This window comes from Pseudomonas chlororaphis, from assembly GCF_001921865.1.
Taxonomy (GTDB): Bacteria; Pseudomonadota; Gammaproteobacteria; order Pseudomonadales; family Pseudomonadaceae; genus Aquipseudomonas; species Aquipseudomonas chlororaphis_D.
On sequence record NZ_MSCT01000010.1, the window covers coordinates 413,342 to 426,866 of the forward strand.

The 13,525-nt window shown below is 65.9% G+C and carries 11 protein-coding genes; 1 reads left to right on the forward strand and 10 read right to left on the reverse strand.

Translation table 11 applies throughout. From position 1 onward, the window contains the following. Positions 1-10: 10 nt before the first annotated feature. The 5 genes from BTN82_RS14255 to BTN82_RS14275 form a co-directional block, all read right to left on the reverse strand. A complete protein-coding gene (locus BTN82_RS14255) occupies positions 11-1,024 on the reverse strand; it encodes a polysaccharide biosynthesis/export family protein (RefSeq protein WP_075119755.1) in 1,014 nt (337 codons plus the stop codon). Between the two features lie 22 nt (positions 1,025-1,046). Next, entirely contained in the window at positions 1,047-1,691 is a 645-nt protein-coding gene (locus BTN82_RS14260) for a CpsD/CapB family tyrosine-protein kinase (RefSeq protein ID WP_075119756.1), read from the reverse strand. Between the two features lies 1 nt (position 1,692). Beyond that, complete coding sequence (locus tag BTN82_RS14265; protein ID WP_081375474.1) at positions 1,693-2,457, reverse strand: sugar transferase; 765 nt, start codon at positions 2,455-2,457, stop codon at positions 1,693-1,695. 72 nt (positions 2,458-2,529) lie between these two features. Further along, entirely contained in the window at positions 2,530-3,558 is a 1,029-nt protein-coding gene (locus BTN82_RS14270; RefSeq protein WP_075119758.1) for an NAD-dependent epimerase, read from the reverse strand. After that, on the reverse strand, positions 3,555-4,907 hold the full coding sequence (locus BTN82_RS14275; protein ID WP_075119759.1) for a UDP-glucose dehydrogenase family protein: 1,353 nt from the start codon (positions 4,905-4,907) through the stop codon (positions 3,555-3,557). Before BTN82_RS14275 ends, BTN82_RS14270 begins: the two co-directional genes overlap by 4 nt. A 628-nt stretch (positions 4,908-5,535) precedes the next feature. Here BTN82_RS14275 and BTN82_RS14280 point away from each other — a divergent pair. After that, positions 5,536-6,837, forward strand: a complete 1,302-nt coding sequence (locus tag BTN82_RS14280; RefSeq protein WP_075119760.1) for an OprD family porin — start codon at positions 5,536-5,538, stop codon at positions 6,835-6,837. A 666-nt stretch (positions 6,838-7,503) separates the two neighbouring features. On the opposite strand, the gene BTN82_RS14285 is transcribed toward BTN82_RS14280, so the two are convergent. From BTN82_RS14285 to BTN82_RS14305, 5 genes are all read right to left on the reverse strand, one after another. Next, the gene (locus BTN82_RS14285; RefSeq protein ID WP_075119761.1) at positions 7,504-8,121 is read right to left on the reverse strand and encodes a hypothetical protein; all 618 of its coding nucleotides are present in this window, start codon (positions 8,119-8,121) and stop codon (positions 7,504-7,506) included. 52 nt (positions 8,122-8,173) lie between these two features. Next, the gene (locus tag BTN82_RS14290) at positions 8,174-9,112 is read right to left on the reverse strand and encodes a carbohydrate kinase family protein (RefSeq protein ID WP_075119762.1); all 939 of its coding nucleotides are present in this window, start codon (positions 9,110-9,112) and stop codon (positions 8,174-8,176) included. A gap of 2 nt (positions 9,113-9,114) precedes the next feature. After that, positions 9,115-10,623 (reverse strand): xylulokinase, encoded by a 1,509-nt coding sequence (gene xylB, locus BTN82_RS14295; RefSeq protein WP_075119763.1) that lies wholly within the window; start codon positions 10,621-10,623, stop codon positions 9,115-9,117. 148 nt (positions 10,624-10,771) lie between these two features. Next, positions 10,772-12,253 carry a mannitol dehydrogenase family protein gene (locus BTN82_RS14300; protein ID WP_075119764.1) on the reverse strand — a complete coding sequence of 494 codons (1,482 nt, stop codon included), beginning with the start codon at positions 12,251-12,253 and terminating at the stop codon, positions 10,772-10,774. Between the two features lie 32 nt (positions 12,254-12,285). Then, on the reverse strand, positions 12,286-13,389 hold the full coding sequence (locus BTN82_RS14305) for an ABC transporter ATP-binding protein (RefSeq protein WP_075119765.1): 1,104 nt from the start codon (positions 13,387-13,389) through the stop codon (positions 12,286-12,288). Between the last annotated feature and the right edge of the window lie 136 nt (positions 13,390-13,525).

Genomic DNA, 13,525 nt, shown 5'->3' on the forward strand with positions numbered 1-13,525 from the left:
GCGGCAGGGCTCAATTGTTGTTCGATTCTTTGTTGTCGACGCGGTAGCCGAAGCTGAAACCGACGCCCTGGAACATGATGATGTCCGCCAGTTGCTTGCTGAACGCACCGGCCCGGGCCAGGCGGGTCTTGGGCACGTAGAGCAGGTCGTCCGGTTGCAGGTAGGCGAAGTCCGGGGCCTTGCGGTTGAGCGCGGCGGCGACGTCGTAGGTGCGCGCCTGCACCTGGTTGCCGGTGCGGCGCATGATCACCACCGACTCCAGGCGCGCGGTGGGCCCGGCGCCCTTGGCCAGGGTCAGGGCCTCGAGCACCGACACCGGCCGGCGGATCGGGTAGGCGCCGGGCTGGCCGACTTCGCCGAGCACGAACACTTCGTTGGCCGCCGTCGACTTGAGCAGCACGTCGGCGCTGACCTGGCCGACTTCCTTGGCGTAACGCTGGTTGACGGTCTTCTGCAACTGGCTGAGGGTCATGCCCTGCAACGACATCGCACCGAGCAGCGGGAAGCTCGCGCGGCCGTCGGAGCCCACGGTGATCTCGCGGCTCAGGCCCGTGGCCGGGTTGGTCAGGCTGGTGCGCAGGTTGTCCATCTGGGCCATGGCGTGGGAAATCGAGAAGGTCACCTGGGGCTTCTTCAGCACCCGCGCATAGGCGCTTTCCAGGCGGCGGCGCGCTTCTTCGGCGGTCAGCCCGGCGACCTGCACGTTGCCGACGTAGGGCATCTCGATGCTGCCGTCGGGCAACACCAGTTTGCTGCCGCCCAGTTCGGCGGCGGTGAGGAACGAGACGTCGACCTGGTCGCCCGGCTGGACCCGGTAACGCGCCTGGCTGGTGCTGCCGATGTGGAAGATCACGTCGAGCACGTCCTGCGGGCGCAGGACCTGCTCCACCGGCAGCACTTCGGTCATCTGGCCCTGGCCGGCTTCGGCGCTGAGGACATGCACCGGCATGTCCGCGACCTCGGGGCTGGAACAGCCGGCGAGGGCGGCCAGCATCAGGCCAAGGGGGAGTGCGTAAGGTTTCATGTGCAGACTTTCCTTGTGCCGGTCAGAGACGGTCGTAGACCCATTTGGGCATGTAGTACTTGCGGGCGTTGAACACGCTGCCGATCAGCTTCGCCTCGGCCTGGACCAGCCGTTGCGCGGCGGCCTGGGCCACCTCCCAGCGGGTTTCCTCGCTGCGCACCACCAGCACCACGCCGTCGACCTGGGTGCTCAGGGTGAGCAGGTCGCCGTTGCTGTACACCGGGTCGCCGTCGACGATGACGAAGCGGTAGGCCTCGTTCAGCACCGCGAACAGCTCGCGCAGCGGCTGCGCGGTGAGGCGCTCGGTGTGCTGTTGGCGGCGGCCCAGGGGCAGGAAGTCGAACCCCGGGTCGCCGGGGTGCTCGATGCAGGCGGCCAGGCTCGGCGGCGGGTCGGCCAGCACCAGGTCGAGGAAACCCGGTTGCTCGGCCAGGCCCAGGCGCTGGGTCAGGCTGTTGTCCGCAAGGCTAGTGTCCAACAGCAGCACGCGGCCGCGGCTGGTGCGCGCCAGTTCGTTGGCCAGGGCCAGGGCGCTGGTGGTGACGCCGCTGTCGGCGTTCGGCGCGGTGAGCAGGATCACCCGCAGTTGCTGGTCGAGGACGGTCACCGCCAGGTTGCTTTCGGTGGGGGTCGGGATCTTCAGACTGGCAAAGGTTGCAGCCGCCATTTCAACTTGCTCCGTGGCCGTTGAGGACTTTGAGAGGGGTTTTGATCAGGATCTTCAAGTCCAGCCAGGGGCTCTGCTGGAAGATGTAGGTCATGTCCAGGGTCACCCGGCCGTCGAAATCCACGTCGCTGCGCCCGGAGACCTGCCACAGGCCGGTGATGCCGGGGTAGATGCTCAGGCGGCCGAGGTGGTGTTCCTTGTAGGTCTGGGCGTGGAACGAGGTCGGCCGCGGGCCGACTATGCGCATCTGGCCAAGCAGCACGTTGATCAGGTTCGGCAGCTCGTCGAGGCTGGTGCGGCGCAGGAAACCGCCGATCCCGGTGATCCGCGGGTCGCGGTCGATCTTGAAATCCACCGAGTCCGGGCCGTGCTTGTTCAGGTGGCGCACTGAGTCTTTCAGGGCCTCGGCGTTGACCACCATGGTGCGGAACTTGTACATGCCGAAACGCCGGCCGCGAAAGCCGGTGCGCAGTTGCACGAAAAACACCGGGCCGGGGCTGGTCAGCTTGATCAGCAGGGCGATGGCCAGCAGCAGCGGGGCGATCAGCAGCAGGATCAGCGCGGCCAGCAGGGTCGAGGTGAGGCGTTTGCTCAGGGACAGGGTCCAGGGGCAACCGCCGGGGCGGCCGCTGAGCCAGCCGCGATGCTGCAGCTCGATGGCGGCCTCGACCTTGCGCCGGAACGGGTCGTTGCGCCGGTCGATGGGCGTCGGGCCGGTGGCGGGCGTCGGGGCCTTGGGCACAGGCGATGAGAATGGTCTTTCCATGTCCATCGGGGTATTTCCATAGCGGGTGGCTGGAACAGCGAAGGGGTTCGCTGGAGCAGGTCGTGGCGGGGTTCAGTCCCTGGGCGGCAGGGGTGGCCGGTAGTAGCTCTGGAACCAGTCGACGAAGCGCCCCAGGCCTTCGGCCAGGGCAATCTGCGGACCGAAACCGGTGACGTTTTCCAGGGCGCTGGCATCGGCGCAGGTGTTCAGCACGTCGCCGGGCTGCAACGGCAGGTACTCGACCTCGGCCTTGCGCCCCAGCAGTTGCTCCAGGGTGGCGACGTACTCCTTGAGCTCCACCGGACGCTGCCCGCCGATATTGAACAGGCGCCAGGGCGCCATGCTGGTGGCCGGGTCGGGCTGCTCGCGGTCCCACAGCGGGTCGCGTACCGGCGGCTTGGTCAACAGGCGCGCCAGGGATTCGACGATGTCATCGATGTAGGTGAAGTCGCGCTGGTGCATGCCGTAGTTGAACAGCTTCAACGGGCGGCCTTCGCTGATGGCCTTGGCGAACAGCACCGGCGACATGTCCGGACGGCCCCAGGGACCGTACACGGTAAAGAAGCGCAGGCCGGTGGCCGGCACGCCGAATAGGTGGCTGTAGCTGTGGGCCATCAGCTCGTTGGCTTTCTTGCTCGCGGCATACAGCGACAGCGGGTGGTCGACGTTGTCGCTGACCTTGTACGGGGTGTGGTGGTTGGCGCCGTACACCGAGCTGGACGAGGCGTAGATCAGGTGCTCGACCGGGTAGCGCCGGCACATTTCCAGCAGGTTGAGAAAACCGCCGAGGTTGCTGTCCAGGTAGGCCTTGGGGTTTTCCAGGGAATAACGCACGCCGGCCTGGGCCGCCAGGTTGATCACCACCTGCGGGCGGACCTGGGCGAACAGCCGGTCCAGCGCCTCGGCGTCGCCCAGGTCGAGGCGGTACAGCGGGAAGCGCCCGGCCTGTTGTTCGACCCAGCGCACGCGGTCGTGCTTGAGTTGCGGGTCGTAGTAGTCGTTGAAGTTATCCAGCCCGGTGACCTGATGCCCATCCTTGAGCAAACGCAGTGCGGTATGGGCGCCGATGAAACCGGCGGCCCCGGTGATCAGGATATTCATGCGTAGAGCGCCCCCGGTACGCGATAGGGTAAGCCGATGCTCAGGTAATGCAGGCCGGCGTCCGCCGCCTGTTGCGGGTTGTAGAGGTTGCGCCCGTCGACGATCAGGCGCGCCGCGAGCCGCTCGCGCAGCTGGTTGAAGTCGACCACGCGAAAGGCTTTCCACTCGGTGCAGATCACCAGCGCGTCGGCGCATTGCAAGGTGTCGTCGCGGGTCGCGCACAGCTGCAGGTCAGGGCGATAGCCATACAGGCGCCGGCATTCGGTCATGGCTTCGGGGTCGTAGGCATGCACCGTGGCGCCAGCCTCCCACAGCGCTTCCATCAGGTAGCGGCTGGTGGCTTCGCGCATGTCGTCGGTGTTGGGCTTGAAGGCCAGCCCCCAGAGCGCGATGACCTTGCCCCGCAGGTCGTCGCCCAGGTGCGCCTTGAGTTTGCGGAACAGCACATGGCGCTGCTGTTCGTTGACGTCGCGCACGGTCTTGAGCATCTGCGGCTCGAGGCCGTGGCTCTCGGCGGTGTGGATCAGCGCCTTGAGGTCCTTGGGGAAGCATGAGCCGCCAAAACCGGCGCCCGGGTAGATGAAGTGGTAGCCGATCCGCGGGTCGGCGCCGATGCCCTTGCGCACGGCGTTGATGTCGACGCCCAGGCGCTCGGCCAGGTTGGCCATTTCGTTCATGAAGCTGATGCGCGTGGCGAGCATCGCGTTGGCGGCGTACTTCACCAGCTCGGCGCTGCGGTTGTCCATGAACATCAGGCGGTCGCGGTTGTGGTTGAACGGCGCGTACAGCTCGCTCAACTGCTGGCGCGGCTTGTCGCCGGCGCAACCGACGATGATCCGGTCCGGGCGCATGCAGTCGGCCACGGCGCTGCCTTCCTTGAGGAACTCGGGGTTGGAGACGACATGCACCTTGAGGTCCGATTTGCCCAGGTCGCTGAGTTGCTCGACGACGCTGTCCAGCACCAGGTCGGCGGTGCCCACCGGCACGGTGGACTTGATCACCAGGGTCTTGTCGCTGTGCATCAGGCGGGCGATGTCACGGGCGACCGCGAGCACATGCTCGAGGTCGGCGGAACCGTCTTCGTTGGGCGGGGTGCCGACCGCGATGAACATCAGGTCGCCGTGGCTCACCGCCGTCTGCGCCTGGGTGGTGAAGGACAGGCGGCCGGCCTTGAGATTGTCCTCGATCAGGCCGTTCAGCCCAGGCTCATGGATAGGTGCGATGGCCCGCTGCAATTGGGCGATTTTCTGGCTGTCGATGTCGACACAGACCACGTTATGGCCAACATCGGCCAGGGCGACGGCTTGTACCAGGCCGACATAACCAGTACCAAAAACGCTGACATCCAAGGGAGGAACCTCGTCCGTGATGGGGTGTGAGTGAGTTTTCTGCTCACTTCTTGAAGAACTGAACAGGTGCAAGCCCTTGATGCGTTCTTTTTTTGACACTACCACACAGATGAGTCGGTTAATTGACGTTTTGTTGTGTTGTATAAATGACGATGGTGTTTTTTATAAACTTCACAAAGATTTTATTTCTTTTAAAATCAATTGGATAAATAGACAAGCCAGACCCTTTAGGTGTTCTGTCAATTCCTTGTTACAAAGTGCTTGAAGACAAAAATAGCCGACGAACGGTAGGGGTTTGGTGAAGAAAATGACCATTTCTCTCGGCGAAGAGCGGGTATTTGGATCCAAGCGGCGGGCTGGAGCCTGTCAGGCCCGGGGTTGGCCGCTCGTGTGAAAAACTCTCGAAATTGACTGGTTTCGGATCGGCGTCGCCCTAGAAAGGCAGCCGCGCGCAGGGGCAAAGGCTGTAGCCACTTCAGACTAAAGTCGGGTGGGTGGGGGTAGGGCCATCTGCCATCATTTGCGGTCAACATTGATCCAATCAATTCAACCGGCCAGAAATGATTCGCCGGATGGATTGCTATTGCTTTCTTTCATCCGCGTTACCGCTGCACTGCTGGAGCTTTTCATGCGTCCCCCTTTTCCTTTGCTGCACGCCCGCCGACCGCTTGGCCTCGGCGCCCTTTGCCTGTGCGCAGGTTTTACCGCCCCGACCCAGGCCGCGGGTTTTTTCGAGGACAGCAGCGCCCGGCTCGAATCGCGCACGGTCTATTTCAACCGTGACTTTCGCGACGGCCACACCAGTAACGATCAGGGCGCGTCCAAGCGCGAAGAGGCGGCGCAGGGGTTCATCCTCAACCTGCAGTCGGGCTACACCGAAGGCACCGTCGGTTTCGGCGTCGATGCGCTGGGCATGCTCGGCGTCAAGCTCGACTCCAGCCCCGACCGCAGCAACAGCGGCCTGCTGCCGTCCAGCGGCCAGGACCCGCGGGGTTCCAAGGACCAGTACGCCAAGCTCGGCCTGACCGCCAAGGTGCGGGTGTCGCAGAGCGTGCTCAAGTACGGCGCGCTGCTGCCGGATCTGCCGCTGCTCAAGTACAACGACGGGCGCCTGCTGCCGACGATGTTCAACGGCGCGATGCTGACGTCCAAAGAGATCAAGGACCTGAGCTTCATGGCCGCGCGCCTGGACCGCTACACCGCCCGCGACTCCACGGACGCCCAGGACATCCGCGTGCACTGCAAGAACAAGCGGTATGCCTGCAACGTCAGCGCCGACCATTTCGATATGTACGGCATCGACTACCTCTTCAACGAGCGCCTGAGCGGGCAATACCACTACGCCGAACTGGAAGACATCTACCGTCAGCATTTCATTGGCCTGGTGGCCAACCAGCCGCTGGGCAGCGGCATGCTGAAGGCCGATCTGCGCCTGATCAAGAGCGCCGACAGCGGCGCCGAGCGCGCCGGCTCCATCGACAACCGCGCCCTGAGCGGCCTGCTCGGCTACGCCATCGACGGCCATACCTTCAGCGCCGGCTGGCAGCGCATGAACGGCGACAACTCGATGCCGTACCTCGATGGCAGCAACCCGTACCTGGTCAACTATGTGCAGGTCAACGACTTCGCCGCCGCCCAGGAACGCTCCTGGCAGCTGCGTTACGACTACGACTTCAAGGCCGTGGGGATCAACGGCCTGAGCTTCCTGACCCGCTATGTCAGCGGCGACCATATCAAGGTCCCGGGCAGCGACCGCGAAGGCCGCGAATGGGAACGCGACAGCGAGCTCAAGTACGTGGTGCAGGGCGGCACCTTCAAGGACGTCAGCCTGCGCCTGCGCAACGCCACCTACCGCAGCAACTACGAAAAAATCGCCCGCGACGTGGACGAAACGCGGCTGATCGTCAGCTACAACTTCTCGATGTTCTGACGGCCAGGCGAGCGCTGCGCGCTCGTACGCAGCCTTCGGCAGCGGCTACAAGGACCGTGGTGTAGCCGCTGCCGAGCCCGCGAGGCTGCGTACGGTCGCGTAGCGGCCGCAAAGCCTGAGTTCGCGTTCCTTCTGGAAAAACGCGGTGCCTCATCTGGCGAGCGCTGCGCGCTCGTGTGCAGCCTGTGGCAGCGGCTACAGGGACCGTGGTGTAGCCGCTGCCGAGCCCGCGAGGCTGCGTACGGTTGCGCAGCGGCCGCAAAGCCTGAGTTCGCGTTCCATCTGGAAAAACGTGGTGCTTCATCTGGCGAGCGCTGCGCGCTCGTACGCAGCCTTCGGCAGCGGCTACAGGGATCGTTGTAGCCGCTGCCGAGCCTGCGAGGCTGCGTACGGTCGCGCAGCGGCCGCAAAGCCTGAGTTCGCGTTCCATCTGGAAAAACGTGGTGCCTCATCTGGCGAGCGCTGCGCGCTCGTGCGCAGCCTTCGGCAGCGGCTACACAGACCGTGGTGTAGCCGCTGCCGAGCCCGCGAGGCTGCGTACGGTTGCGCAGCGGCCGCAAAGCCTGAGTCCGCGGTCTGCCTGGAAAAACGCGGTGCCTGGTTTGGCGAGTGCTGCGCGCTCGTGCGCAGCCTGCGGCAGCGGCTACAGGGATTGTGGTGTGGCTGCTACAGCCAATTCCAGAAACGGCTCCAGAACCCGCGGTTGAGTTCTTCCTTGCAGCCGGCGTATTGCTGGCCGTAGAGGTTGGAGCGGCTTTGCACCTTGCCCGCCACGGTCTGCAACCAGGGTTTGGCCGAGTAGCTCTGGCGGCGGTAGCCGCCCCAGCCTTCGTGGTAGTTCAGGTACTGGCGGTAGGCGTCCTGCTTGGTCACGCCGTTGACCCGCCAGGTCTGGTCCATGTACCAGCCGACAAAGTCGGTGGCGTCGGCGAAGTCGGTACGGCTGGCCCAGGCGTTGTCGCCCTTGCGCTGGTAGTCGCTCCAGACTTCGTCCTTGGCCTGCGGGTAGCCGGCCGCGCTGCTGACCCGGCCCCAGGGGATTACCCACAGCAGGTATTTGCGCGGCGGCAAGGCGTCATGCTTGAAGCTCGATTCCTGGTAGATGATCGACAGCGGCACCTGGATCGGCACGCCCCATTTCTCTTCGGTGGCCTTGGCGGCTTTGTACCAGTCGCGCTTTTCGCGAAAGATCGCGCAGATGTCGTTGGGGTTGGCCGGCGGCGAGGTCGCGCAACCGGCCAGGAGGAAGGGGAGCAATGCGATGGCGTAAGTTGAACGGGTCAAAGGCAGGACTCTGTTCGGCTCGATGCGGGGCGCCGGCGCGGCGCCCCTTCTATCAATTCAGTTGTTGGCGATAGGGCAGATCCGGTCCGGTCTTGCCGCAGGTCAGCGCCGCGGCGCGGATGGCGAACCTGAGCATCTGGTCGATCTGTTCCCGGCTCAGGCGCGCGATACCTTCCAGCGAATCCAGCTGCTGTTCGGTCAGCCAGGCAATCAATGCGGCCTGGAAGGTGTCACCGGCGCCCACGGTGTCGGCCATCTTAATCGGCATGGCCGGTGCCGACCAGCGGCCATGTGCCCGGCTGAACACGGTCGCGCCCTCTGCGCCGCGGGTCAGGAACACCAACTGGCAGTGATGCTGCAGCCAACCCTCGATCACTTCCTGCGGATCGCGCTCGGGGTAGAGCAGGTGCAGGTCCTCGTCGCTGACCTTGATCAGGTCGGCCAGCCTGACCAGCGCGTCGATGCGTTGGCGCCACAGCTGGAGGTCCGGCGCCGGGTTGAGGCGCACATTCGGGTCGAGGCTGATCAGGCGCCGACCGCGCTCGCGCTGCACCAGCGCCAGCAGGCTGTCGCCGATCGGCTGCACCACCAGGGAATACGAGCCGATGTGCAGGCCGCGCACTTCGTCGCCCAGCGCCGGCAGGTCGGCCAGGCGCAGCTGGCGGTCGGCGCAACCTTCACCGCGAAAGCTGTAGTGCGGTGAGCCGTCGGCGCCCACCGCGACCATCGCCAGGGTCGTCGGGGCCGGCACGTCCAGCAGGTAATCCTCACGCACGCCTTCGTCGCGCAGCACTTGCAACAAGCGTCGGCCGAGGTAGTCGGTGGACAGGCCGGCGAACAGCGCCGCCTCGACGCCCAGGCGGCGCAGGCCCACCGCGACATTGAACGGCGAGCCGCCGGCGATCGCCTGGAAATTCACGTGCGACGGCCGTCCGCCGGCATCGTCTTGGCTGAAAAAATCGAACAGTGCTTCACCGCTGACCAGGTACATAGTCATTCGCTCTTCAAAAGGGTCGCCACGTGCTGGCGGTAACGTTCATAAGCCTGCTGGTAGGCCACGACATTGGCCTCGATCGGCCGGGTTGCGCTGGCGGCATCGAGCTTCACGCAACGCTGGCACAGCTGCGCCAGGCTTTGCGGCCGGCCACTGGCCCGGGATTGGCACCAGGCGGCCTGGATCGCCGCGCCCAGGGCCGCCGCTTCGCTCTGCTCGGTGCAGACCACCGGGGTGTGCATGATATCCGCGACCATCTGCCGCCACAGCGGACTTTTCGAGCCGCCGCCGATCAGCCGGATGTTCTCGCCCTGCAGGCCGTTGCGGCGCAGCAGGTCGAGGCCGTAGCGCAGGCCGAAGGTGGTGCCCTCGACCACCGCCCGGCACAGGTTGGCCTGGTTCAGGTTATCCAGGGTCAGCCCCAGCAGGCTGCCGCTGGCGTGGGGCAGGGCGGGCACCCGCTCGCCGTTGAGAAACGGCAGCATGCACACGCCCTGGGCACCGATCGGCGCCTCGGCCACCCGTTGGTTGAAGGTGTCGAGGTCGAGCTCGAACAGCTCACGCAGCGCGCCGGTGGCGTTGGTCAGGTTCATGGTGCAGATCAGCGGCAGCCAGCCGCCGCTGGAGGAGCAGAAGGTGGCCACCGCGGCATCCGTGCTGACCTGGGGCTGTTCGGCATAGGCGTACAGGGTGCCGGAGGAGCCCAGGCTCATGGTGAGCGTCCCCGGCTCGATCGTGCCGGTGCCGATGGCGCCGAGCATATTGTCGCCGCCGCCGCTGGACACCAGGGCCTGGGGGTTGAGGCCGAGGTCGCGGGCGATCTGCGGCAACAGTGTGCCCACCGCCTGGTCCGCTTCGATCAACTCCGGCAGGGCGGCCTCCAGGCGGCCGTCGGGGTCGATGTGCCGCAGCAGCGCCAGGTCCCACTGGCGGCGGCGCACATCGAAGTAGCCGGTGCCGGAGGCGTCGCCGTATTCGCTGCAGGCGCGGCCGGTCAGCCAGTAGTTGAGGTAGTCGTGGGGCAGCAGGATGCGGGCGATGCGCTGGAACGCCTGGGGGTGCTGTTCCCGGGTCCACAGCAGCTTGGACACCGTATAGCCGGGGGCGATCGCCACGCCGAGGCGCTCCAGGGAGCCTGGTTCGCCGCCCAGGTAATCCAGCAGGCGCTGGTTCTGCTCCGTGGACTCGGTGTCGCACCAGAGCTTGGCCGGGCGCAGCACCTGGCCCTGCTGGTCGAGCAGGACCAGGCCGTGCTGCTGGCCGGAGACGCCGATGCCGAGGACGTCCAGGCCGCTGACCCCGGCCGCGAGCAAGGCGCGGCGGGTGGCCAGGGCAAACGCCTCGCACCATTGCCCGACCTCCTGTTCGCGGCGGCCGTTGGCGCCGCTGATCAAACTGTGGGGCGCGGTGCCCAGGCCCAGCACTTCGCCGCTGGCGGCATCCAGCACCATGGCCTTGGTGCCCTGGGTGCCGCAGTCGATGCCGAGGAAAAGTTGTCGTGTCGTCATGAAGAACCTGCAAAAAATTCAAATCAAACTGCCGTAGCCGCTGCCGAGCCTGCGAGGCTGCGTACGGTTTGGGCGGCATTCCGACGCAGCGACCGCCAAACCTGAATCCGCGGTCTGCCTGGCGAAACGCAACGGCGCCGGGCAAGCATCAGCTGTCCCGGCCCAACACCCGCTCCAGGGTCCGGGTCACGCCGTGGTCGCGCAGGCTGGTATAGCAGCGCTCGAAGGCTTCGACAAAGGCCGGCGAGTGGGGGATGGCGCTACCGAAGATGGCGTCGACCGCCAACAGCCGCTGGCCGACCCGGTCGTCGTCCGTCACCAGCGCCTGGCAGAATGCGGCGCGCGGGTCGGGGATCGCGTAGGTGTCGCCGTTTTCGTCCACGCCCTTGAGGTAGCGGGCCCAGGCGGCCACCACCAGCGCGGCGCGCTCGGTGTCACGGCCGTCGGCGATCAGGCGGTTGATGCTCGGCACGCTGAATTTGGGCAGCTTCGACGAACCGTCGGAGCAGACCCGTTCCAGCTGGTCGGCAATCGCCCGGTTGGAGAAACGCGCCACCAGGGTGTCCTTGTAGTCGGCCAGGTCGATGCCCGGCACGGGCGCCAGTTGCGGGGTCACGTCGAGGTCCATGTAGGCGCGTATGAAGGCCACGAACAGCGGGTCGGCCATGGTCTCGTGGACAAATCGGTAGCCCTTGAGAAAGCCCAGGTAGGTCAGGGCCAGGTGGCTGCCGTTGAGCAGCTTGATCTTCATGTCCTCGTAGGGCGTGACGTCGTCGGTGAATTGCACGCCGACCTTTTCCCAGGCCGGTCGGCCGTTGCCGAATTTGTCTTCCAGGACCCATTGCACGAAGGGCTCGCAGACCACCGGCCAGGCATCGTCGACGCCATGTTCGTCGTGCAGCTGCAAGCGGTGGGCGGTGCTGGTCATCGGCGTGATGCGGTCGACCATGGCGTTGGGGAAGCTGACGTTGGCGGCGATCCAGTCGCGCAGGTCGACGTCGCGCAGGCCGGCGAAGGCCAGCAGCGCCTTGCGGGTCACCGCGCCGTTGTGCGGCAGGTTATCGCAGGACATCAGGGTAAAGGCCGGGACGCCCGCCGCCCGCCGCTGGGCCAGGGCCGCGCAGAGAAAGCCGAACACCGTCTGCGGTTGCCGCGGATGGGCCAGGTCGTGCTGGATCTGTGGCAGTTGGGCCATGAACTCGCCGCTGCTGTCGTCGATGCAGTAGCCGCCTTCGGTGATGGTCAACGAGACGATGCGGATCTGCGGGCTGGCCAGCTTGTCGATCAGCGCCTGGGCGCCGTCCTCGGCCAGCAGCATGTCGCTGATGGCACCGATCACCCGCACTTCGGTGGCCGCGTCGTCGCCCAGCTCGAACAGGGTGAACAGGTAGTCCTGGCCGGCCAGGTCGTCGCGGGCGCGGCGGTCCTCGGCGCGCAGGCCGACTCCGCAGATGCTCCAGTCCAGGCCTTCGCCGGTGTTCATCAGGGCGTCGGTGTAATAGGCCTGGTGGGCGCGGTGGAAGCCGCCCACGCCGATATGCGCGATGCCTTGGCGGGTCTCGGCCGGGGAGTAGGCGGGCAATTGCACGTCGGCGGCCAGCCGGGTGAGGTTGTGTCGGTTCAGTTTCATCGTTGGGGTTCTCTTGCGTCGGGCGTCGGCAATCAGGCGGCGGCGCGCAGGGCGCGGGGCAGGGCGACGCCGTCGGCATCGAACAGATGGCAATGGGCGGCGTCCAGGTGCAGGTCCAGTTGCTGGCCGAACGCGCTGGCCAGGTCGCCGCGGATGCGCAGGGTCAAGGCTTCGCCGGAGGCCGTGCGGACATGGCAGAAGGTGTCGCTGCCCAGGCGCTCGCTGACGTCGGCGGTGACGGTCAGGGTGCAGTCGCCGGGCCGTGCCAGCTCCAGGTGTTCGGGGCGGATGCCCAGGGTCACCGGGCTGCCGACGCTGAGGCGCGGACCGTTCTGGTCCAGGCGAACGCGGGTGCCGGCTTCCAGCTCGACCTCGCAACCCTGGCCGTCGACCTGGCTGACCTTGCCTTTGAGAAAGCCCATCTTCGGCGTGCCGAGGAAGCCGGCGACGAACAGGTTGGCCGGGCGGTGGTACAGCTCCAGCGGCGAGCCCACCTGTTCCACGCGACCGCCGTTGAGCACCACCACCTTGTCGGCCAGGGTCATGGCTTCGACCTGGTCGTGGGTCACGTAGATCATGGTCGCCTGCAACTCTTTATGCAGGCGCGCCAGCTCCAGGCGCATCTGCACCCGCAGCGCGGCGTCGAGGTTGGACAGCGGTTCGTCGAACAGGAAGATCTTCGGGTTGCGCACGATGGCCCGGCCGATGGCCACGCGCTGGCGCTGGCCGCCCGACAGCTGCTTGGGCTTGCGTTCCAGCATCGGCCCCAGTTCGAGGATGCGCGCGGCTTCGGCGACCTTGTTCTCGACCTCGGCTTTCGCCACGCCGGCCAGGTCCAGGGCGAACGACATGTTCTTGCGCACGCTCATGTGCGGGTACAGGGCGTAGGTCTGGAACACCATGGCCAGGTCGCGCTTGGCCGGGCTGACTTCGGTGATGTCGCGGCCATCGAGCTCGATGCTGCCGCCGCTGACTTCCTCGAGGCCGGCGATCAGCCGCAGCAGGGTGGACTTGCCGCAACCGGACGGGCCGACGAACACCACGAACTCCTTGTCGTTCACCTCCAGGTCGATGCCCTTGATGATGGAAAAGCCTTCGAAGCCTTTTTGCAGATTCTTGATTTTCAGGTTGGCCATGATGGGCCTCCATGTTTCTGAATGTCGGTGTGTAGCCGCTGCCGAAGGCTGCGATCGGCTGCGAAGCAGACGCGCTCTTGAGGCCCTGGAAGGCTCTTCGAGCCTTATCGCAGCCTGCGGCAGCGGCTACAGGTGT